At 73.5% G+C, this 21,233-nt stretch carries 23 protein-coding genes; 16 read left to right on the top strand and 7 right to left on the bottom strand.

From position 1 onward, the window contains the following. Nucleotides 1-145: 145 nt before the first annotated feature. From IEW90_RS10920 to IEW90_RS10865, 12 genes are read left to right on the top strand one after another with little or no spacing between them, the layout of a single operon-like run. Entirely contained in the window at nt 146-1,339 is a 1,194-nt protein-coding gene (locus tag IEW90_RS10920; RefSeq protein WP_188718322.1) for a substrate-binding domain-containing protein, read from the top strand. Next, a complete protein-coding gene (locus IEW90_RS10915; protein WP_188718321.1) occupies nt 1,336-2,094 on the top strand; it encodes an ABC transporter ATP-binding protein in 759 nt (252 codons plus the stop codon). Before IEW90_RS10920 ends, IEW90_RS10915 begins: the two co-directional genes overlap by 4 nt. Next, nucleotides 2,091-2,795: an ABC transporter ATP-binding protein gene (locus IEW90_RS10910; protein ID WP_188718320.1), complete on the top strand. Its 705-nt coding sequence runs from the start codon at nt 2,091-2,093 to the stop codon at nt 2,793-2,795. The genes IEW90_RS10915 and IEW90_RS10910 overlap by 4 nt, the downstream gene beginning before the upstream one ends. Continuing rightward, nucleotides 2,792-3,673: a branched-chain amino acid ABC transporter permease gene (locus IEW90_RS10905; RefSeq protein WP_188718319.1), complete on the top strand. Its 882-nt coding sequence runs from the start codon at nt 2,792-2,794 to the stop codon at nt 3,671-3,673. The genes IEW90_RS10910 and IEW90_RS10905 overlap by 4 nt, the downstream gene beginning before the upstream one ends. Further along, on the top strand, nt 3,670-4,815 hold the full coding sequence (locus IEW90_RS10900; RefSeq protein ID WP_188718318.1) for a branched-chain amino acid ABC transporter permease: 1,146 nt from the start codon (nt 3,670-3,672) through the stop codon (nt 4,813-4,815). The genes IEW90_RS10905 and IEW90_RS10900 overlap by 4 nt, the downstream gene beginning before the upstream one ends. Next, on the top strand, nt 4,805-6,313 hold the full coding sequence (locus IEW90_RS10895; protein ID WP_188718317.1) for a class I adenylate-forming enzyme family protein: 1,509 nt from the start codon (nt 4,805-4,807) through the stop codon (nt 6,311-6,313). Before IEW90_RS10900 ends, IEW90_RS10895 begins: the two co-directional genes overlap by 11 nt. Then, nucleotides 6,310-7,005: a TetR/AcrR family transcriptional regulator gene (locus tag IEW90_RS10890; protein WP_188718316.1), complete on the top strand. Its 696-nt coding sequence runs from the start codon at nt 6,310-6,312 to the stop codon at nt 7,003-7,005. Before IEW90_RS10895 ends, IEW90_RS10890 begins: the two co-directional genes overlap by 4 nt. Next, on the top strand, nt 7,002-7,748 hold the full coding sequence (locus IEW90_RS10885; protein WP_188718315.1) for a 3-hydroxybutyrate dehydrogenase: 747 nt from the start codon (nt 7,002-7,004) through the stop codon (nt 7,746-7,748). Before IEW90_RS10890 ends, IEW90_RS10885 begins: the two co-directional genes overlap by 4 nt. Beyond that, entirely contained in the window at nt 7,745-8,659 is a 915-nt protein-coding gene (locus tag IEW90_RS10880; RefSeq protein WP_229679641.1) for an alpha/beta fold hydrolase, read from the top strand. The genes IEW90_RS10885 and IEW90_RS10880 overlap by 4 nt, the downstream gene beginning before the upstream one ends. Beyond that, nucleotides 8,659-9,432, top strand: coding sequence for a CoA transferase subunit A (locus IEW90_RS10875; RefSeq protein WP_188718313.1), 774 nt, complete (start codon nt 8,659-8,661; stop codon nt 9,430-9,432). Before IEW90_RS10880 ends, IEW90_RS10875 begins: the two co-directional genes overlap by 1 nt. A 2-nt stretch (nt 9,433-9,434) precedes the next feature. After that, the gene (locus IEW90_RS10870; RefSeq protein ID WP_188718312.1) at nt 9,435-10,064 is read left to right on the top strand and encodes a CoA transferase subunit B; all 630 of its coding nucleotides are present in this window, start codon (nt 9,435-9,437) and stop codon (nt 10,062-10,064) included. Then, nucleotides 10,061-11,119: an alpha/beta fold hydrolase gene (locus IEW90_RS10865; RefSeq protein WP_188718311.1), complete on the top strand. Its 1,059-nt coding sequence runs from the start codon at nt 10,061-10,063 to the stop codon at nt 11,117-11,119. Before IEW90_RS10870 ends, IEW90_RS10865 begins: the two co-directional genes overlap by 4 nt. Nucleotides 11,120-11,334: 215 nt before the next feature. Here the strand turns inward: IEW90_RS10865 and IEW90_RS10860 are convergent, their stop codons facing one another. From IEW90_RS10860 to IEW90_RS10840, 5 genes are all read right to left on the bottom strand, one after another. Further along, nucleotides 11,335-11,658, bottom strand: coding sequence for a GIY-YIG nuclease family protein (locus IEW90_RS10860; RefSeq protein ID WP_188718310.1), 324 nt, complete (start codon nt 11,656-11,658; stop codon nt 11,335-11,337). A 298-nt stretch (nt 11,659-11,956) separates the two neighbouring features. Beyond that, on the bottom strand, nt 11,957-12,871 hold the full coding sequence (locus tag IEW90_RS10855) for a glycine betaine ABC transporter substrate-binding protein (RefSeq protein WP_188718309.1): 915 nt from the start codon (nt 12,869-12,871) through the stop codon (nt 11,957-11,959). Continuing rightward, on the bottom strand, nt 12,868-13,848 hold the full coding sequence (locus tag IEW90_RS10850) for an ABC transporter permease (protein ID WP_188718308.1): 981 nt from the start codon (nt 13,846-13,848) through the stop codon (nt 12,868-12,870). Before IEW90_RS10850 ends, IEW90_RS10855 begins: the two co-directional genes overlap by 4 nt. Beyond that, nucleotides 13,838-15,160 carry a quaternary amine ABC transporter ATP-binding protein gene (locus IEW90_RS10845; RefSeq protein WP_188718307.1) on the bottom strand — a complete coding sequence of 441 codons (1,323 nt, stop codon included), beginning with the start codon at nt 15,158-15,160 and terminating at the stop codon, nt 13,838-13,840. The genes IEW90_RS10850 and IEW90_RS10845 overlap by 11 nt, the downstream gene beginning before the upstream one ends. Nucleotides 15,161-15,521: 361 nt before the next feature. Then, on the bottom strand, nt 15,522-16,265 hold the full coding sequence (locus IEW90_RS10840; RefSeq protein WP_229679640.1) for a FadR/GntR family transcriptional regulator: 744 nt from the start codon (nt 16,263-16,265) through the stop codon (nt 15,522-15,524). Between the two features lie 131 nt (nt 16,266-16,396). On the opposite strand from IEW90_RS10840, the gene IEW90_RS10835 reads away from it, so the two are divergent. Genes IEW90_RS10835 through IEW90_RS10825 form a run of 3 tightly spaced genes read left to right on the top strand, consistent with a single transcriptional unit; the run spans nt 16,397 to nt 19,461 of the window. Beyond that, a complete protein-coding gene (locus IEW90_RS10835; RefSeq protein WP_229679639.1) occupies nt 16,397-17,785 on the top strand; it encodes an MFS transporter in 1,389 nt (462 codons plus the stop codon). Then, nucleotides 17,782-18,564 carry a sugar phosphate isomerase/epimerase family protein gene (locus tag IEW90_RS10830; RefSeq protein WP_188718305.1) on the top strand — a complete coding sequence of 261 codons (783 nt, stop codon included), beginning with the start codon at nt 17,782-17,784 and terminating at the stop codon, nt 18,562-18,564. Before IEW90_RS10835 ends, IEW90_RS10830 begins: the two co-directional genes overlap by 4 nt. A 30-nt stretch (nt 18,565-18,594) precedes the next feature. Further along, a complete protein-coding gene (locus IEW90_RS10825; RefSeq protein WP_188718304.1) occupies nt 18,595-19,461 on the top strand; it encodes a phosphogluconate dehydrogenase C-terminal domain-containing protein in 867 nt (288 codons plus the stop codon). Nucleotides 19,462-19,639: 178 nt separating this feature from the next. Here the strand turns inward: IEW90_RS10825 and IEW90_RS10820 are convergent, their stop codons facing one another. Next, nucleotides 19,640-20,278 carry an exonuclease domain-containing protein gene (locus IEW90_RS10820; RefSeq protein ID WP_188718303.1) on the bottom strand — a complete coding sequence of 213 codons (639 nt, stop codon included), beginning with the start codon at nt 20,276-20,278 and terminating at the stop codon, nt 19,640-19,642. A gap of 99 nt (nt 20,279-20,377) precedes the next feature. On the opposite strand from IEW90_RS10820, the gene IEW90_RS10815 reads away from it, so the two are divergent. Beyond that, nucleotides 20,378-20,719, top strand: a complete 342-nt coding sequence (locus IEW90_RS10815) for an SseB family protein (RefSeq protein ID WP_188718302.1) — start codon at nt 20,378-20,380, stop codon at nt 20,717-20,719. Between the two features lie 18 nt (nt 20,720-20,737). Here IEW90_RS10815 and IEW90_RS10810 read toward each other — a convergent pair whose 3' ends face one another. Beyond that, a complete protein-coding gene (locus tag IEW90_RS10810; RefSeq protein ID WP_188718301.1) occupies nt 20,738-21,196 on the bottom strand; it encodes a DUF3515 family protein in 459 nt (152 codons plus the stop codon). Nucleotides 21,197-21,233 lie beyond the last annotated feature (37 nt).

Raw genomic sequence — 21,233 nt, 5'->3', positions numbered from 1 at the left:
CGTTTGACACGGGCGCCCTCCCGGCGCATGCTGGGACCTGAAACCTGAATCGTTCGTCAGGTTCTGGAACGCGAAGCACACGACGGCGTGCGCTCGGCCCCGATGGGCGATGCCGCCGCGCGCTCGTGCAGTCGAGAGGCATCCCATGCGCAGGACCCCGAAGCTCGTCGGAGCAGGCGTCGTCGCCGCAGCGCTCGCGCTCACCGCGTGCGCCCCGACCACCACCGCACCGCAGGCATCCGAGGACGGCGCCGTGGCCGTGGACGTCGGCATGCTCACCTCCATCACCGGCCCGCTCGCCGCGTACGGCGAGGCCTACCAGCAGGGCTTCGAGGCCGGCCTCGACTACGCCACCGACGGCACGGGCGAGATCGACGGCGTCGAGCTGACGATCGAGTGGGTCGACGACCAGGGCAACCCCGACACCGCCGTCACGCAGGCGAAGGACCTCATCGGCCGCGGCTTCCAGGTGATCGGCGGCTCGGCGGCCTCCGGCGTCGCGCTCGCCGTCGCAGAGCAGGCGGCGCAGAACGACACGCTCTTCCTCTCCGGCCCCGCCGCTGCCGACGCCATCACCGGCATCAACGACCAGACCTTCCGCTCCGGCCGCCAGACGCTCCAGGACGTCGCGACCGCCGCGACCTTCCTCGACTCCGTCGACGGCTCGTCGATCGTGGTGTTCGCGCAGGACAACGCGTTCGGCCAGGGCAACGTCGCCTCGGTCGAGGCGGTGCTCGGCGGCGAGGGCGCGTCCGTGACGCCGATCCTCGTGGCCGAGGACGCCACCGAGTTCACGCCCTTCGCGCAGCAGATCCAGGCGGCCTCGCCCGACCTCGTGTTCGTCGCGTGGGCGGGCGCCACGACCGGCGCCATGTGGGAGGCGCTCGCGCAGCAGGGCGTGCTCGAGGGCACGACCGTCGTCACCGGCCTGGCCGACCGCGCCTCGTACCAGGCCTACGGCCCCGGCTCCGGCGACATCCAGTTCCTCAACCACTACTTCCCTGGCGCGACCGACACCGAGGCCGCGCAGGCCATGGACGCGCACCTCGAGGCCGCCGGGCACGAGGCAGACCTCTTCACCGTCGACGGCTTCGTCGGCGCGCAGATGCTCGTGCAGGCCGTCACCGAGGGCAAGGGGGACGTCGACGCGATGATCGCCGCGCTCGAGGGCTGGACGTTCGAGTCGGTCAAGGGCGAGCTGACGATCCGCGCCGAGGACCACGCGCTCATCCAGCCGCTGTTCCAGGTGCGCCTCGTCGACGAGGGCGGCACGTGGGTGCCGGAGCTCGTCGAGGTCGTCGACGCGGAGGCCGTGGCGCCGCCGATGGCGGAGCAGTGAGCCAGGACCGGCCCGCGCTCCACCTGGACGGCATCGGCCTGCAGATCGGCGGCGCGCGGATCCTGCAGGGCGTGACCCTCGAGGTCGCGCGCGGCGAGATGGTCGGCGTGATCGGACCGAACGGCGCGGGCAAGACCACGCTCTTCGACGTGATCTCCGGCGTCACGACGCCTACGAGCGGCCGCGTGCTGCTCGCGGGTGAGGACGTGACGAGCCGCAGGGTGCACCAGCGGGCGCGGACCGGTCTCGGCCGCACCTTCCAGACCTCCAGCGTCTTCCCCGGCCTCGACGCGCGCGAGAACGTGCGCCTCGCGGCCCAGGCGAAGCTGGGCGCCGCGACGAGCCTGTGGCGCTTCCCGCGCCGCGGCGACGACGCGACCGGCGTCGCCGACCGCTGCATCGCGGAGGTCGGCCTCGACCACCACGCCGGCACCGCCGCGGGCGTGCTCTCGCACGGCGACAAGCGCAAGCTCGAGATCGCGATGCTGCTGGCGACCGAGCCCGAGCTCGTGCTGCTCGACGAGCCCATGGCGGGCGTCGGCTCCGGCGACGTCGCCGGCCTCGTCGAGGTCATCCGCCGCCTCCACGGCTCCGGCCGCACCGTGCTCATGGTCGAGCACCACATGGAGGTGCTGCTCGGCCTCGTCGACCGCGTCGCCGTCATGCACCACGGCGAGCTGCTCGCCGTCGGCACGCCCGACGCGGTCATGGCCGACCCGGCCGTGCAGTCGGCCTACCTCGGGGAGCCGGTGTGAGCGCCGTGCTGGAGGTGCGCGGCCTCTCCGCGCGGATCGCCGGCCAGCAGGTCGTCGAGGACGTCGCGTTCGACGTCGCGGCGCAGGGCGTCACGGCGCTGCTCGGCCGCAACGGCGTCGGCAAGTCGTCGACCATCAAGGCCCTCCTCGGCATCCTCGAGCGCACCGGCGAGGTCGTCTTCGACGGCACCCGCATCGACCGGATGCTCACGCACCGGATCGTGCAGCGCGGCATCGCGTACGTGCCCGAGGATCGCGAGGTGTTCGGCTCGCTCACCGTCGCCGAGAACCTGCGCCTCGCCGAGCGCGACGGCACGCACCGCGACGCCGTCGCGCGGCTCTTCCCCGAGCTCGACGAGCGCGCCGCCCAGCAGGCGGGCACGCTCTCGGGCGGCCAGCAGCAGATGGTCTCGCTCGCCCGCGCGCTCATGAACGACAACCGGCTGCTGCTCGTCGACGAGCCCACGAAGGGCCTCGCGCCCCGCATCGTCGGCGACGTGACGCGCGCGCTGCGCGACGCCGCAGAGCGCACGCCCATGCTGCTCGTCGAGCAGAACCTGCAGGTGGTGCGCGACCTCGCGCACACCGTCGTCGTCCTCTCGGGCGGACGCGTCGTGCACACCGGGCCGGCCGCGGAGTTCCTCGACTCGCCCCTCGTGCACCGCCACCTCGGCGTCGCCGGAGCGGAGGAGGCCGCATGAGCACCCTGCTGCTGCTCCTCATCACCGGCGTCGGCCTCGGCGCCCTGTACTTCCTCGTCGCTTCAGGGCTCTCGCTCATCTACGGCCTCATGGGCGTCCTCAACTTCGCCCACGGCTCCTTCCTGACCCTCGCCGGCTTCCTCGGCTGGGAGGTCGGGCGCCGCGTCGGCGACGGCACCTGGGGCGGGCTGCTCGCCGGGATGCTCGTCGGCCTCGTCGTGGGCGCGCTCGTCGCGGCCGTCACCGAGCTCGTCTTCATCCGGCGCCTCTACCAGCGCCACATCGAGCAGGTGCTCGTCACCGTCGGCCTCGGCCTCGCGACCGTCGCCCTGTTCGAGGGCATCTGGGGCACCGACCCCATCCGCATCGCGAAGCCCGCCTGGCTCGGCGGCACGACCGACGTGCTCGGCGCCTCCGTGCCCAACGACAGGTGGCTGCTCATCGGCGCCGCCGCGGTCGTGCTCGGCCTCATCGTGCTCTTCCTGCGGGCGACGCCGTACGGCCTCGTCATCCGCGCCGGCGTCGAGAACCGCACGATGGTGACGGCGCTCGGCATCGACGTGCGGCGCGCGTTCACGGTCGTCTTCGCGATCGGCGGCGCGGCCGCGGGCCTCGGCGGCGTGCTCGCCTCGGTCTACTACGGGCAGGTCTCGGCGCACCAGGGCACGTCGCTGCTCATCTACGCGTTCATCGTCACCGTCATCGGCGGCCTGGGCTCGCTCGCGGGCGCCGCCGTCGCCTCGGTGCTCGTCGCGGTCATCCAGCAGCTCGCGAACTTCTACCTCGGCGGCACGGGCGACCTCGCGGTCGTGCTGGCGCTCGCGGCGGTGCTGCTCGTGCGGCCCCGCGGCCTCCTCGGGAAGGCGGCGGCGCGATGAGCCGGATCCGTGCCCTCGCGGGCAGCACCTGGGGGCGCGTGGCGCTCGGCGCGGTGCTCGTGGCGCTCGCCGCGTGCCTGCCGCTGCTCGCGCTCGACATCCCGGGCGTGCTGCCCGGCCCGACGTACACGCCCGGCACCCTCGCGGTGCTCGCGTACGCGCTCATCATCGCGGCGCTCGCGCTCAGCTACCACCTGGTGTTCGGCGTCGCGGGCCTCCTCTCGTTCGGCCACGCGATGTTCTTCGCCGCCGGCGCCTACGGCCTCGGCGTGCTGCTGCGGCTGCTCGCGCCCACCGGCATCCCGAGCGAGGCGGTGTTCCTGCTCGCGATCGTGCTCACGCTCGTGCTCGCGCTCGTCGTCGGCACGCTCGCCGGCTCGCTGGCGCTGCGCGTCACCGGCATCTCGTTCGCGATGGTCACGCTCGCCTTCGCGCAGGCCGCCAACGTGCTCATCCGCCGCAACGTCGGCGGGCTGACCGGCGGCGAGGAGGGCGTGACCCTGCTCGTCGACGTCGTCCCGCCGGGCCTCGTGGGCGTCGTCAACACCCGCTCGCTCTACTGGCTGGCGCTCGCCATCCTCGTCATCGCCTACCTCGTGTGCGTCTGGGTGGAGCGCTCGCGGCTCGGCCACGTCGTCGCCGCCGCGCGCGAGAACGAGCTGCGCGTGACCGTGCTCGGCATCCGCCCCTACCGCGCCCGGCTCGTCGTGTTCGCGCTCGCCGCGGTGCTCGCCGCCGTCGCCGGCCTCGGGTTCATGCTCCTGCAGTCGAGCGCGACGCCTCGCATCTCGGCCTCCGACTTCACGCTCACGCTGCTCGTCATCGTCGTGCTCGGCGGCGTCGGGTACCGCTGGGGCGCGATCGTCGGCGGCGTCGTCTACACGCTGCTCGACCAGCGCCTGTCGGCGCTCGCCTCGAGCCCCGCGATCGCCGGCCTGCCCGACGTGCTGCGCATCCCGCTCTCGGAGCCGCTGTTCCTGCTCGGGATGCTGTTCGTGCTCGTCGTGATGTTCGCCCCCGGCGGCATCGTCGGCATCGCGCACCGGGCGACCCGACCGCGCCGGCGCCGCCGGGAGGACGAGCGCGAGGACGGTCGGCCGGCCGTGATGTCGGACATGGAAGCATCGACGCATGGCTCCTGACGCGCTGACGCTCGGGCGGTGGATCGCCGACCGCGCCGCGACCGACGCGGGGCGGCCCGCGATCGTCGACCGCGGCGTCATCGTCGACTACGGCGAGCTCGAGGGGCGCAGCGTCGCGCTCGCGCACGCGCTCGCCGCCGCCGGCCACGGCCGCGGCGCGCGCATCGCCACCATCACCGGCTCGACCGCCGACCAGGTCGTGCTGCTGTTCGCGTGCGCGAAGGCCGGCGCCGCGCTCGCGCCGCTCTCGTGGCGGCTCACGCCGCGCGAGCTCGCCGAGCAGCTCGCGCGCATCCGGCCCTCGCTGCTGCTCGTCGAGGACGACCACCGGCGCATCGCCGAGCTCGCGCTCGAGCGGCTCGGCGTCGCGCTGCCCATCGCGGCGCTCGGCGCCTCGGGCGTCGAGGAGGCCGTCCCCGCCGCCGCCGAGCCGCTGCCGGCCGGGGCGCCGCAGGACGACGACGCGCTGCTGCTGCTGTCGACCTCCGGCACCACGAGCGCGCCGAAGGTCGTCGTGCTCTCGCACGCCGCCTGCAGCTGGGCCAACCTCTCGCTCTCGCGCGCGACCCCGCTCGTGCCCGACGACGTCGTGCTGCAGGTGCTGCCGCAGCACCACGTCGCCGGCTGGAACATCCAGCCGCTGCTCGCCTGGTGGGTGGGCGCGACGGTCGTGCTCGAGCGCACCTTCGACGCCGGCCGCGCGCTCGCGCTCATCGAGCGGCACCGCGTCACCGCGACCATGGGCGTGCCCACGACCTACCGCGCGCTCGTGCAGCACCCCGACCTCGCCGCGCGCGACCTCTCGAGCGTGCGCACCGCCGTCGTCGGCGGCGGGATGCTCGACGAGCGCACGGCCGCGCGGCTCGCCGAGCGCGGCGTCGTGCTCCGGCAGGGCTACGGGCTCACCGAGGCCGGCCCCAACGTCGCGATCACGCGCGACGCGAGCGACGCCGGCACCGCGGGCCGCCCCTACCCGCACGTCGACCTCGCGCTCCTCGACGGCGACCGGGTCGTGCACGGCGCCGGCACGGGCGAGCTGCTCGTGCGCGGACCGGCGCTCTTCTCCGGCTACCTCGGCGACCCGGAGGCGACGGCGCAGGCGATGGTCGGGCCGTGGCTGCGCACCGGCGACCTCGTCGAGCGCGACGCGGGCGGCCGCATCCGCATCGTCGACCGGGTGAAGGACATCGTGCGCTCCGGCGCCGAGTCGATCGCCCCCATCGAGGTCGAGCTCGCGCTGCTCGAGCACCCCGCCGTCGTCGACGCCGCCGTGGCCGGGCTGCCGAGCGAGCGCTGGGGCGAGGAGGTCGCCGCGTGGCTCGTGCTCGCCGAGCCGCTCGACGAGGCCGCGCTGCGCGCGCACCTCGAGGAGCGCATCGCGGCCTACAAGCACCCGAAGCGCTACCTCGTCGTCGACGAGATCCCGCGCACGCCGAGCGGCAAGCCGCTGCGGCGCGCGCTGGTGCTGGGCGCGACGGCAGGGGAGGAGCCGCGATGACGCAGCCGAGGACGAAGCGCGGCGAGGCGACCATGGCGAAGCTGCTCGAAGCCGCCGAGCAGGTGTTCGCCGAGCAGGGCTACCAGGCCGCGTCGATCTCGCGCATCACCGAGCGGGCGCAGGTCGCGCAGGGCACCTTCTACCTGTACTTCGCCTCGAAGCTCGACATCTTCGAGCAGCTCGTCGACGACCTCAACCGGCGCGTGCGCGCCGCCATGCGGTCCGGTGCCGAGCGCGGCGAGGACCGCGCCGGCGCTGAGCGCGAGGGATTCCGCGAGTTCTTCCGCTTCACCGCCGAGCACCCCGCGCTCTACCGCGTCGTGCGCGAGGCCGAGCAGGTCTCGCCCGGCGCGATGCGCCGCCACTACGAGCGCATCGTCGAGGGCTACATCGCCGGCCTCGCCGCCGCCCGCGACGCGGGCGAGATCGCCGACGTCGACCCCGAGGTCGCCGCCTGGGCGCTCATGGGCATCGGCGAGATGATCGGCATGCGCTACGTGCTGTGGCCGACCGCCGACGAGGGCCGCTACGGCACCGGCGCCACCTCGGTGCCCGACCACGTCTTCGACGAGATGGTCGCGCTCGTGCAGCGCGCGCTCGGCACGGGACGACCCGCAGACCCGACGGCCGGGCAGACCCCGGCCGCCGCACCGCCCGCCGCCTCGGCGGCGCACCCGAAGGAGGACCCATGAGCACGCTCTCCGGCCGCAGGGCCGTCATCACCGGCGGCGCCGCCGGCATCGGCGCCGCCGTCGCCCGCTCGTTCGCCGCGGAGGGCGCGCACGTCGTGGTCGCCGACCGCGACGGCACTGCCGCCCAGGCGCTCGCCGACGAGCTCGGCGGCGAGGCGTGGGAGGTCGACCTGCTCGACACCCGCGCGCTCGAGGACCTCTCGCTCGAGGCCGACATCCTCGTCAACAACGCCGGCATCCAGCGCGTCGCGCCCATCGTCGACTTCGAGCCGGAGGCGTGGCGCCGCATCCACGCGCTCATGCTCGAGGCGCCGTTCCTGCTCATCCGCGCGGCCATGCCCGGCATGATCGAGCGCGGCTTCGGCCGCGTGCTCAACCTCTCGAGCGTGCACGGCATCCGGGCCTCCGCCTTCAAGTCGGCGTACGTCGCGGCCAAGCACGGCCTCGAGGGGCTCTCGAAGGTGACGGCGCTCGAGGGCGCCCCGCACGGCATCACCTCGAACTGCATCGACCCGGGCTACGTGCGCACCGCGCTCGTCGAGTCGCAGATCGCCGACCAGGCGCGCACGCACGGCATCCCGGAGGACGAGGTGCTGCAGAAGGTGATGCTCACGGAGGCGGCGATAAAGCGGCTCGTGGAGCCCGAGGAGGTCGCCTCGCTCGCCACCTGGCTCGCCGGGCCGCACGCCGGCATGGTCACCGGCTCCTCGTACGTCATGGACGGCGGATGGAGCGCCCGGTGACCGCGCAGGAAGTGGGCGCGGCCGCCACGACCGAGGCGCCGGTGCGCGTCGCCGTCGCCGGCGGCGAGCTCGTCGGCACGCTCTGGCACGAGGGCGCGCCCGGCACGCCCGTCGTCGCCATCCACGGCATCACCGCCAACCACCGCTCGTTCTCGGGCCTCGCCGCTCGCCTCGACGCGCCCGTGCTCGCGCTCGACCTGCGCGGCCGCGGCGCCTCCCGTGACCTGCCCGGCCCCTACGGGCTCGTGCAGCACGCGCGCGACCTCGCCGACGCGCTCGACGCGCTCGGCATCCCGCGCGCGATCGTCGTCGGCCACTCGATGGGAGGCTTCGTCGCCGGCCGGCTCGCCGAGGCACGGCCCGACCTCGTCGCCGCGCTCGTGCTCGTCGACGGCGGGCTCCCGCTGCGGCCCGCGGCGCCCGACGCGAGCCCCGCCGACATCCTGGGCCCCGCGCTCGATCGGCTCGCGCGCACGTTCCCGAGCCACGACGCCTACCGCGACTTCTGGCGCGGCCACCCCGCGTTCGGGCCCTACTGGAGCGCGCAGGTCGAGGAGTACGTCGACTACGACCTCCGCGAGATCGACGGGGCGCTCCGGCCCTCCGCGCTGCCCGACGCGGTCGTCGCGAACCTCGTCGAGCTCGACGGCCGCGACGGCTACGCCGAGGCGCTCCCGGGCATCGAGGCGCCGATCCGGTTCCTCCGCAGCCCCCGCGACCTGCTCGACGCCAGCCCGGGCCTCTACGATGACGAGTGGCTGGCGACGTGGACGGCCCGCCTGCCCCGCCTCGACGTGACCGACGTCGAGGGCACGAACCACTACACGATCCTGCTCGGCGAGGGGGTGGGCGCCGTGGCCGACGCGGTCCGCGGTGCAGCCTCCTCCTCCGTGCGGGAGGAGGGACGCTGATGGCGATCGACAAGACCTGGGGATCCGCGGCGGAGGCCGTGGCCGACATCCCGGAGGGCGCGACCCTCGCGGTCGGCGGCTTCGGCCTCTCCGGCAACCCGATGGCGCTCATCCGGGCCCTCGAGGAGCGCGGCGTGACCGGGCTGAAGGTGGTCTCGAACAACTGCGGCGTCGACGACTGGGGCCTCGGCCTCCTGCTCCGCAACGGGCAGATCGACCGGATGACCTCGTCGTACGTGGGCGAGAACAAGGAGTTCGAGCGCCGCTACCTCACGGGCGAGCTCGAGCTGATCCTCACGCCGCAGGGCACGCTGGCCGAGAAGCTGCGCGCCGGCGGCTCCGGCATCGCCGCCTTCTACACCCGCACGGGCGTCGGCACGCAGGTGCAGGAGGGCGGCCTGCCCCAGCGCTACAACGCCGACGGCACCGTCGCGAAGGCATCCGACCCGAAGCCCACCGCGGTGTTCGACGTCGACGGCGTGCCGCAGGAGTTCGTGCTCGAGGAGGCGATCACGACCGACTTCGCGCTCGTGCACGCGCTCCGCGGCGACCGCCACGGCAACCTCGTCTTCAACAAGGCGGCGCGCCAGTTCTCGCCGCCGGCCGCGATGGCGGGCCGGATCTGCATCGCGCAGGTCGAGGAGCTCGTCGAGCCCGGCGAGATCGACCCCGACGACGTGCACCTGCCGGGCGTGTTCGTGCACCGCATCGTCGAGGTGGGCACCGACATCGAGAAGCGCATCGAGCGCCGCACCGTTCGAGAGGACAGCTGAGCATGGCACTGACCCGCAACCAGATGGCGGCCCGCGCCGCGCAGGAGCTCGAGGACGGCATGTACGTCAACCTCGGCATCGGCCTGCCGACGCTCGTGCCGAACTTCGTGCCCGACGACGTCACCGTCGTCCTGCAGAGCGAGAACGGCATCCTCGGCGTCGGGCCGTACCCGACCGAGGACGCCGTCGACCCCGACCTCATCAACGCCGGCAAGGAGACCGTGACGACGCTCCCCGGCACGTCGTTCTTCGACTCCGCCACGTCGTTCGCGATGATCCGCGGGGGCAAGATCGACGCCGCCATCCTCGGCGCCATGCAGGTCTCGGCCGCGGGCGACATCGCCAACTGGATGATCCCCGGCAAGATGGTGAAGGGCCCGGGCGGCGCGATGGACCTCGTGCACGGCGCCGCGCGCGTGATCGTGCTCATGGAGCACGTCGCGAAGGACGGCTCGGCGAAGATCGTGCACGAGTGCTCGCTGCCGCTCACCGGCAAGCGCGTCGTCGACCGCATCATCTCCGACCTCGCGGTGCTCGATGTCACCGACGAAGGCCTCCGGCTCGTCGAGCTCGCCCCCGACGTGACGCTCGAGGAGCTGCGCGAGAAGACCGAGCCCGAGATCCTCGCATGACGACCCTGCTGGAGGGCATCGAGCAGCGTTCGGTGCGCACCGACCGGCTCGAGGCGTCGGTGCTGCGCGCGCCGGGCACCGACGCCGCCTCGGCGGACGCCGCGCCGATCGTGCTGATCCACGGCAACGTGTCGTCGTCGCTGTTCTTCCAGCCGCTCATGCAGGCGCTGCCGCGCCCGTCGATCGCGATCGACCTGCGCGGGTTCGGCGACTCCGAGACGCTGCCGGTCGACGCGACCCGCGGGCTGCGCGACCTCTCGGACGACGTGGCCGGCGTGCTCGACGCGCTCGGCGTCTCCGGCGCCCACCTCGTCGGCTGGTCGATGGGCGGCGGCGTGGTGCTGCAGCTGCTGCTCGACCGGCCGGAGCTCGTGCGCTCGGTGACGCTGCAGGCGCCCGTGCCGCCGCAGGGCTTCGGCACGCGGCTCGACGGCACCCTGTGCACGCCCGACGCGGCGGGCACGGGCGGGCTCGGCGCGAACCCCGACTTCATCGCGCGGCTCGCGGCGGGCGACACGACGGCGGATGCGCCGACGAGCCCGCGGAGCGTCTTCCGCTCGAGCTACGTCGCCGCGGACTTCGACGACGGCCGCGAGGACCTCTGGGTGGAGTCGATGCTCTCGACGCGCACGGGGGAGGGCAATCAGCCCGGCGACGGCGTCGCCTCCGACGCCTGGCCGGGGTTCGCGGCGGGCGACCGCGGCATCCTCAACGCGATGTCGGGCAAGCACCTCGACCTCACGGGGATCGTCGGGATCGCGGCGAAGCCGCCGGTGCTGTGGATCCGCGGCGCGCACGACGCGATCGTCGCCGACGAGTCGTTCTTCGACCTCCACACGCTCGGCAAGCACGGCATCGTGCCCGGGTGGCCGGGGGAGGAGGCGGCGCCGCCGCAGCCGATGGTCGCGCAGACCCGGGCGGTGCTCGACGCGTACGCCGCCGCGAGCGGCGCGTACCGCGAGGTCATCTTCGAGGGCGCGGGTCACTCGCCCCACCTCGAGGACCCGGAGCGGTTCGCGCGCGAGCTCCTCGCGCATGTCGCCACCGCCGACTGACCGGGTCTCGTGACGCGTGCGGCTGCGCCGCGCGCTCCTCGACCAGCGGTGCTGACGCTCTCGCTGGTCGAGGAGGCCGCGCCCGGAGGGCGCTGCCGTCACGAGACCGGTTCGCGTCGTGGGTCTCGTGACGCGTGAGGCTGCGCCGCGCGCTCCTCGACCAGCGGTGCTGACGTTCTCGCTGGTCGAGGAGGCCGCGCCGGAGGGCGCTGCCGTCACGAGACCCCGTCAGGCGGCTTCGCGGGCCACGCGCGTCGTGCCGCCCACGACCGAGAGCCGGAGCCGGGCAGCTCGTCCTCCCGTCCGTGGATGAGCAGCTCCCGCTTCCGTCGTCCCCAGCCCTGCACGCGCTTCTCCGCGGCGTAGGCGTCCTCGATGCGGTCGAACCAGGCCGCGTACACGAGGCGCACCGGACGGCGACGCTTCGTGTACCCGTCGACGCGGCCCGCGTTGTGCTCCCACAGCCGAGCCTCGGCGTCCCAGGACGAGCCCACGTAGTAGGAGCCGTCGGCGCATTCGAGGATGTACATGTGCGGCATGGCGGGCATCGTGCCGTGGGCTGCAGATGCCCGGCGGCCGCACCCGGCCAGGCTGTGGACGGGTCTCGTGACGCGTGCCTCCTGCGGCGGCGCGCTCCTCGACCAGCGGGGTGGCCTGCGCGCGTCGGTCGAGGAGGCCACGTCCGGAGGGCGCTGCCGTCACGAGAGCCGGTGGGCCGGTGGGGTCTCGTGACGCGTGCCGCCTGCGGCGGCGCGCTCCTCGACCAGCGGCGAGCGGTGGCGAATGCGACGAGGGCCGCACCCGGGTGGGTGCGGCCCTCGCGCGTGAGGATGCGGATCAGGCGTCGGCGCCGGCGGTCAGGCCGTCCACCCACTCCTGGTTCTCGGCGATCCAGTCGGCGACGATCTCGGGGTAGTCGCCCTGCGACGCGCCGCTGTTGAACATCGCGTTCTCGAGCGAGAACAGCAGCTCCGAGTCCATCTCGAACGCCTGCAGCCACGCGGTGAGCTGCGGGAAGTCCTCGTCGAAGCCCGCGCGCGCGAGCGAGTGGATGCCCTCCGCGCCGCCGAGCGTGCCCTCGGGGTCCTCGAGGTCGCGGATCGCGAACTCGTCGTACGCCCAGTGCGGGCGCCACAGCGTCACGGCGATGTTCTCGCCGCTGTCGATCGCGGCGCTCAGCTCGGCGAGCATCGCGGGCGTCGATGACGTCGAGAGCTCCATGCCCTCGAGCCCGTAGGTCGGCATGACCTCGTTCTGCGTCGCCGCCGTCAGACCGGCGCCGGGCTCGATGCCCACGATCCGGTTGCCGAAGGTGTCCGCGTTGTCCGCGAGCTCCTCGAGCGACGTGATCGGGGCGTCCTCGTTCACCGCGATGGTGAGCACCGCGTCGTCGTTCCACGAGCCGAGGTCGATGAGCTCGGCGCCGAACTCGTCCATGTAGTCGGCGTGCGTCAGCGGCAGCCAGCCGTCGAGGTGCACGTCGAAGTCGCCCGCGGCGACGCCGGCGAACACGGGGCCCGCGTCGGCGTACTCGAGGGAGACGTCGTAGCCCTCCTCCTCGAGGATCGCCTGCCACAGGTACGAGACGGCCTCGCCCTCGGGCCAGCCGTTGAAGACGCCGATCGTCAGGTCGGTCTGGTCGCCGCCTGCCGCGCCTTCCGCGTCGGTCCCGCCGTCCGCGGCGGAGCAGCCCGCGAGGGCCAGCGCGCCGACCGCCGCGATCGCGGCTCCTCGGATGAAGCGCTTGGTCATGCTCGTTCCTCTCCGACCGCGCTCCCCACGCGGCCCGTGTCGGTCTGGGCGACCGCGGATGCGGCCGCTCCGGTCGTCGCCGGCGCAGGGCTGGGTGCCCGGCGCGCCGCGACGGATCGCGCGCGGAGGCGCGCGATGGGGCTGTGCTGCTGGAGGGACCCCAGCGCGTTGGTGCAGCGGTCGAGGATGATCGCGAGGATCACGACCGAGATGCCGGCCTCGAACCCGAGGGCGATGTCGATCCGCTGCAGGGACTGCACGATGTCCTGCCCGAGGCCGCGGGCGCCGACCATCGCGGCGATCACGACCATCGAGAGCGACAGCATGATGATCTGGTTGACGCCCGTCATGATCGTCGGCAGCGCGAGCGGCAGCTGGATCTGGCGCAGGATGCGGCCGGGCGAGGCGCCGAACGCGTGCCCGGCCTCGACGATCTCCTTGTTCACGCCGCGGATGCCGAGCTCGGTGAGCCGGACGCCGGGAGCGAGCGCGAAGGCGATCGTGGCGATGATGCCGGGCACGACGCCGATGCGGAACAGGATGATCGCGGGGATCAGGTAGACGAACGCGGGCATCGTCTGCAGGAAGTCGAGCACGGGCCGGACGATCGCCGAGACGGTGTCGGAGCGGGCGGCCCAGATGCCGAGCGGGATGGCGATGAGCAGCGCGAAGAGCGCGGCGACGACGGTGAGCGAGAGCGTGAGCATCGCGTTGTCCCACTGGCCGACGAGCACGATGACGGCGAGGCCGAGCACGGTGCCGAGCGCCATCCGCCAGCCGCGCACCGCGAACGCGAGCAGGGTGAGGATCGCGATCATCACGGGCTCGGGCGGCTGCGTGAAGGCGGTCTCGGCGACGCCGAAGAGGGCGAGCACGACGGCGCGGATCGCGTCGAACACGACGGCGAGGTTGACCGTCACCCAGTCGACGCCGGCCTCCACCCAGGTGCCGAGGGGGAGTCGGAGGTCATCGAGCATCGTGCACCTCCGGGGTGGCGTCGAGGGTCTGGGTCAGGAGCCGCGCGTCGAGCGCCGGCGGCAGGTCGACGACCTGCAGCTCCGAGGTGTCGGTGGGCACGTTGCCGAGCGCGGCGAGCAGCATCACGCGCGGGATGACGCCGAGGAGGCGTCCGCCGTCGCCGACCACCGCGAGCGGGAGGCCGCTCGTGATCGCGAGCTCGGGCAGCTCGGCGAGCGAGGTGTCGGGGTCGACCTGCTGCACGCCGGCGTCGACGAGGGGGCGCAGCTCGCGCTCGCCCGCCTGCACGGCGCGCATGACGTCGCGGTCGCGGACGGCGCCGAGCACCGTGCGGCCGGGGCCGGTGACGAGCAGCGTCGAGGTCTGGGCGTCGCGGAGCGCCTTGAGGGCGCCGCGCGGGCCGACGGTGATCGGCACGGCGGCGGCCGGCGGCTCCATGACGGAGGCGGCGGTGAGCACGCGGGCGCGGTCGACGTCCTGCACGAACTGCGCGACGTAGTCGTTCGCGGGATCGGTGAGGATCTCCTCCGGGCTGCCGATCTGCACGATGCGGCCGTCGCGCATGACGGCGATCCGGTCGCCGAGGAACATCGCCTCGTTGAGGTCGTGCGTGATGAAGACGATCGTCTTGCCGAGCTCGGCCTGCAGCTCGACGAGCTGCTCCTGCATCTCGCGGCGGATGAGCGGGTCGAGCGCGCTGAAGGCCTCGTCCATGAGCAGCACGGGCGTGTCGGCGCAGAGGGCGCGGGCGATGCCGACGCGCTGCTGCATGCCGCCCGAGAGCTCGCTCGGCATGCGGGTCTCCCACGCCTCGAGCCCGACGCGGCGGATCACGTCGCGCGCGAGCTGCTGGCGGCGCTCGCGGCCGACGCCCTGGATCTCGAGGCCGTACGCGACGTTCTCGAGCACGGTGCGGTGGGGGAGCAGCGCGAAGTGCTGGAACACCATCGACACCTGCGAACGGCGCACGCCCCGCAGCCGCTTGGCGTCGACGCCGGTCACGCGCTCGCCGCCGACATCGACCGTGCCCTCGGTGGGCTCGAGCAGCCCGTTGAGCATGCGGATGAGGGTCGACTTGCCGGAGCCCGACAGGCCCATGACGACGAAGATCTCGCCGCGGCGGACGTCGAAGGACGCGTCGACGACGGCGGCGGTGCCGAGCTTGGCGGCCTCGTCGCGGGAGGCGCCGGCGGCGATGCGCGCGAGGGCCTCCTTGGGGCGGCGGCCGAACACCTTGCTGAGGTGCTCGACGCGCAGGGCGACGTCGTCGTGGGGATCGGGCGCGGCCTGGTTCGGGCGCGATGCAGTCATGGCACTCCTGGTGGCTCGGGGATCCGAGCGCAGTCGTGGACGGGTGCAGCCGCGCGAGCGGTGATTCGTCTGCCGGAGGGCGCGACCTCACGGTCGTGCTGCGGCACCATACGCTCGCCCACGACGTGGGTCGTGGGCGGTCGCGTCCTTGGGGAGCGGGCTCTGCCGGAGGCGGCAGTCCGCGCCCATCACGCTATGGGTGGGATCTCGCAGAACCGGGTTCCGGATCGAGGATTCCCCGGGATCACGGGGTCGGCGTTATCGGACAGCAACCCGATCGTGACGCTTTCGTTATGCCTCCGCTGTGCGTCGGCCCTGTTCGGGGGACAGATCCGGCGGCCGGTCGAAAGCCGGTGCCGCGTCAGCGGCCGGCGGCGGCGAGCGCCGTGAGGCGGGCCGAGGCCGTCTCCATGTGGGCCGCCATCGAGGCCGCGGCGGCCTCCGGGTCGCGGCTCGCGATCGCCTCGCAGGCGTGCTCGTGCTCGCGCATCGCGATCGCCGCCTGCGCGGGGTCGTTCACCGATCGGTCGACCCACACGCGCAGCAGCGAGCGCACGATCTGCAGCAGGTCGAGCAGGATGCGGTTGCCGGAGGCGGCGGCGACGGCGATGTGGAACGAGACGTCGGCCTCGACGAACGCGTGCAGGTCGTCGCCCGCGTCGCGCATCCGCTGGATCGCCGCGCGCATCTCGGCGATCGCGTCGTCGGAGGCCCGGGTGGCCGCGGTGCGCGCCGCGAGGATCTCGAGGCCCGCGCGCACCTCGATGAGCTCCTCGGTGTGCTCGCCGCCGACGAGCATGCCCCAGCGCAGGGTCTGGGGGAGGAGCTCGCTCACGCCGTCGCGCAGGTAGGTGCCCGAGCCCGGCCGGGTGGAGACGACGCCGAGGATCTCGAGCGCCGCGAGCGCCTCGCGGATGGCGCTGCGGCCCACGCCGAGCGACTCGGCGAGCTGCCGCTCGGAGGGCAGGCGCGTGCCGGGCGCGAGGTCGCCGCTCGTGAAGAGCGTGAGCAGGCGGTCGGCGACGCCGGCCACGGGGGAGGCGCCGACGGGCAGCGCACCGAGGTGCGCGGCGATCTCGGCGGCGGCCCCGTTCCTGTCGGTCACGTGCCCAGCGTATCGGCGGCGAGCGATGAGGGATCCGCAAATTGGTCAACCGGTTGACAGGTTGGCGGATGCGGGTGCACACTGATCCCGCCCGACGCACAGCCGCGTGGGTTCCCCCTCAAGGAGTCAATGTGGACACCACAGCAACCGCAGGTGCACGCGAGTCGCAGATCGAGCGCTCCGCCATCCGCAAGGTCGCGATCCGCCTCGTGCCGTTCGTGGCCCTGATGTTCTTCATCAACTACCTCGATCGCACCGCGATCGGGTTCGCCGGCCCGAACGGCATGAACGACGACCTGGCCCTCGACGCCGCCAGGTTCGGCTTCGCCTCCGGCATCTTCTTCATCGGCTACATCCTGCTCGAGGTGCCCTCGAACATGGCGCTGCACCGGTTCGGCGCCCGCAAGTGGCTCGCCCGCATCATGGTCACGTGGGGCGTCGTCGCGGTGCTCTTCACCTGGGTGCAGAACTTCGAGCAGCTCTGGATCCTGCGCTTCCTCCTCGGCGTCGCCGAGGCCGGCTTCTTCCCCGGCGCGATCCTGTTCCTCAGCCTGTGGGTGCCCGCGCGCCACCGCTCGAAGATCCTCGCGCTCTTCTACGTCGCGCAGCCGCTCACGACCGTCATCGGCGCCCCGCTCGCCGGCTGGCTCATGACGCACGACGGCATCTTCTTCGGCCTCGAGGGCTGGCGCTTCATGTTCTTCATCGTGGGCGTGCCCGCGATCCTCGTCGGCATCATCGCCTGGTTCTACCTCAAGGACCGCCCGGCCGACGCGAAGTGGCTGACGCTCGAGGAGCAGGAGTGGCTCACGAAGGCGCTGCAGAAGGAGTCGACCGAGACGAACGCCTCGCACGGCCGCCACTCGTTCAAGGACGCCTTCACGTCCGGCCGCGTCTGGATCCTCGCCGTCATCTACTTCGGCTTCATCTACGGCCTCTACGCCCTCGGCTTCTTCCTGCCCACGATCATCGGCGGCTTCCAGGAGCAGTTCGGCACCGAGTTCGGGCTCGTCGAGAAGGGCCTCATCACGGCCATCCCGTACATCCCGGCCGCGATCGTCCTCATCCTCTGGTCGCGGGATGCGCAGAAGCGCGGGCTCAAGACCTGGCACATCGCGATCCCCGCGTTCGTCGGCGCCGTCTCGATCCCGCTCGCCCTGCTCGCCGGCGCCCCGGCGCTCACGGTCGCGATCATCGCGGTGACCGCCTCGGCGATCTTCGCCGCGCTGCCGAACTTCTGGACGCTGCCCACGCAGTTCCTCACCGGAGCGGCGGCCGCCGCGGGCGTCGCGCTCATCAACACCGTCGGCAACCTCGCCGGCTTCTCGGCCCCGTACATCACGGGCGCCGTGGCCGAGGCGACCGCGGTCGACGGCGAGGCGAGCTACGTCGTGCCGATGGTCATCGTCGGCGGCTTCATGGCCCTCTCGGGCGTCCTCATGCTCGTGCTCTCGCGCATGGGCCGCAGGGCGCAGCCGGCCGCGGCGGCCGTGCAGCCGGAGGAGGCGATCCACCCGTGAGCCTCGGCCTCGGCTCGTACGCGTTCTTCTGGCAGCACTCGGAGCGCGCGAGCACCCCGACGACGATCGTCGACGAGCTGCGGGCGACGCGCGAGCTCGGGCTCGACCGGTTCCAGATCTGCGACGACCCCCGGTTGCCGGCGACCGCCGCCGGCCTGGCCGAGCTCCGCTCGGCGGCCGACGAGCTCGGCATCGCGCTCGAGCTCGGCACCCGGGGCGTCGCGGTCGACCACCTCGAGCAGCAGATCGCGGCCGCCGACGCGCTCGGCGCCACGACGCTGCGCTCGATGCTCACGAGCGGCGACGACCGGCCGTCGGCGGTCGAGGCGGAGATGCGGCTGCGGCGCGTCGCGCCCCGGCTCGCCGACGCCGGCGTCACCCTCGCGCTCGAGACCTACGAGCAGGTGCCCACGGCGACGCTCATCGCGCTCGTCGAGGAGCTCGGCGACGAGCGCATCGGCATCTGCCTCGACCCGGCGAACACCGTCGCCGCCCTCGAGGACCCGGCCGACGTCATCCGCCGCTGCGCTCGGTACACGGTGAACCTCCACGTGAAGGACTTCGCCTTCGACCGCAACCCCGGCTGGGTGGGCTTCGTGCTCGCCGGCGCGCCGCTCGGCGAGGGGCTGCTCGACCTCGAGCTGCTCCGCGCCTCCCTCGACCTCACCCGCGTCCACGCCATCGTCGAGCACTGGCTCCCATGGCAGGGCGACGAGCAGACCACCATGCGCGCCGAGCGCGCCTGGACCGCACAGTCCGCGGCCCGCTGGGCCGCCTGACGGGGCGCCCGCCCCACACAGGAGAGAACGATGACCGACACCCAGCAGCAGTCGATCGCCATCGCCGTCATCGGCGCCGGCGGCAAGATGGGCATGCGCGTGTCCGAGAACCTCACCGGCTCGGCGCACCGCGTGGCCTACAGCGAGGTCTCGCCCGCCGGGCAGGAGCGCGTGCGCGCCGCCGGCCGCGAGATCACGCCCACCGAGGAGGCCGTCGTCGACGCCGACGTCGTCATCCTCGCCGTGCCCGACCTCGCCCTCGGCGCCGTCTCGGCCCAGGTCGTCCCGCGCATGAAGGCGGGCGCGATCCTCCTCACGCTCGATCCGGCCGCCGCCTACGCGGGCCTGCTCACGACGCGCGACGACGTCATCCAGGGCGTCGCGCACCCGTGCCACCCGTCGATCTTCCTCAAGCGCCGCACCGACGAGGAGTACGCCGACACCTTCGGCGGCATCGCCGCGCCGCAGGACGTCGTCGCCGCGATCGAGTCGGACGACGACGACAAGCGCGCCGCGCTCGAGGCCGTCGTGCGCACCGTCTACTCGCCCGTCGTCGACGTGCACTTCGTCACCATCAAGCAGCTCGCGCAGCTCGAGCCGACGCTCGTCGAGACGATCGCCTGCATGATCGGCGACCTCCTCAAGGAGGCGCTCGACGAGGCCGTCAACACCATGGGCGTGCCTGAGCCGGCCGCCCGCGCGATGCTGCTCGGCCATACGCAGGTGGCGCTCGCGAACGGCCTGCGCGGCGACAACCCGTTCTCGGACGCGTGCCTCATCGCCATGGACTACGGGCGCGAGTCGATCCTCAAGGACGACTGGAAGAAGATCTTCCAGGACGACGAGCTCGACCGCGTGCTCGCTCGGATGCTCCACCTGGAGCAGATCCAGCGCTGAGCCGCGCTCTCTCGAGACCCCGGCGGTCTCGGCGAGGCGCCCCGTCCTCCGCGACACCGGACGGGGCGCCCCGGGCCCGCCGGTGACCGGTCGAGGCCCGGTGCCGCCCCCGCGGTGCCGGGCCTCGACGCATGCCGGGGCGCGGATGCGCGCGGTTCGCGGTGCGAGCGTCAGGCGGCTACTGCCACCAGGGGCGCTCGCGCTCAGCCGCGCGCCGGGCCGCGGCGAGCTCGGCCACCGCCTCGTGCCGCTCGCCGATCTCGTGGATGGCCGAGGTGCAGCGGCCCACGAGCGCCTCGATGTCGTCGCACCCGTGGCGCTGCGCCGCATGGACGACGATCGCCGCGCACGCGGCGGCGTCGCCGGCGGCGTCGTGGTGCTGGAAGTCCTCGAAGCCTGCCGCCATCGCCGCGACCGGCAGGCGGTACGACTCGAGGGCGTAGGTCTTGCGGGCGATGCGGAGCGAGTCGGTCCAGCGCATGTCGGGCACCGGCAGCCGCGACGCCTTCGCCGCGGCGCGCATGACGCCCTTGTCGAAGCCGGCGTTGTGCGCGACGTAGACGTCGCCGCCGCCGAACGCGAGGATCGCCTCCTGCACCTCGGGCCACTCTGGCGCGCCGAGCACGTGCGCCGCCTCGATGCCGTGGATGCGGACGTTCCACTCCCAGAACTCGTCGTACGGCGCGGGCGGCCGGATGAGCGTGGACCAGCGGTCGACGACGCGGCCGTCGGCGACCTTCACGAGGCCCACGGCGCAGGCGCTCGCGGCGTTGCCGTTGGCGGTCTCGAAGTCGATCGCGGTGAAGTCGAGGGCCATGCGGCCAGTCTCCCAGCCGGCACCCACACCACCCGGCCGCGGCGCGCCCGGCGGCGTCGCTCGGATGCCGCGCACGGGGCCGGATGCCACGATGGGGGCGTGACGAACCCCACCCTCGACGCCCTGGGCGCCATCGGCGCCACCGACCACGACGCCGCCTGGGCGGTGGTGCGCGAGGCGGAGCTCGTGCTGCCCGCCGTCGTCGACGACCCGAAGGACCCGGCCTCCGGCAACTTCCTCACCATCCCGAACGGCAAGCAGCAGTTCATCGTGGCCTTCACCGCGCTCGACCGCGTCGGCGGCTTCGTGACGCGCACGAAGGCGCACCTGCGGCTCACGGGCGCCGAGCTCGCGGCCGCGGCGCCCGAGGGCTACGGCATCGTGCTCGATCCCGGCCACAAGGACGGCCGGGTGTTCCTGCCGGAGGTCTACAAGGCGTAGGCCGTCGGCCGCCGGCCGTCAGCTGCAGGTGCGGACGAGCTCCGTGCGGGCGACGGCCGGCGAGAGCGCCTCGAGCGCCGACGACGAGCTCGTCACCTTCGTGTCGATGACGACCTCGGTGGCGGGGGAGCGGCCGTAGCTCACGAGCGTCCACACGTCGTCCTCCTGGCCGAGCAGCAGCCAGTCGACGTCGCCGACGGTGATGCAGCGCTCGGTGGAGGGCGCCGGCTCCGGCATGCCGCAGCGCAGCGTGACCGCGCTCGGCTCGCCGTACGCGGCGGAGCCCTGCGACGAGACGTCGCGGCGCTCGAGCGGCTCCGGCAGCGAGTCGGCGCCGATCTCGGCGGGGAGCGACACGACGACGTCGGCGCAGCCCGGATCGGCGGCCTCCTCGGCGGCCGGCAGGGTCACGACCGGCGCGCAGCCGGCGAGGGCGAGCGCGCCCGCGACGAGCAGGGCGAGGCGGAGGCGGGGCACCCCTCGATCCTACGAGGCCCTTCCCGCCGGTCCCTTC

Origin of the sequence: Agrococcus terreus (assembly GCF_014645235.1) — a bacterium.
Lineage (GTDB): Bacteria > Actinomycetota > Actinomycetes > Actinomycetales > Microbacteriaceae > Agrococcus > Agrococcus terreus.
Note: the sequence above shows the minus strand (reverse complement) of the source record. Positions and strands in the feature narration are given on the sequence as shown.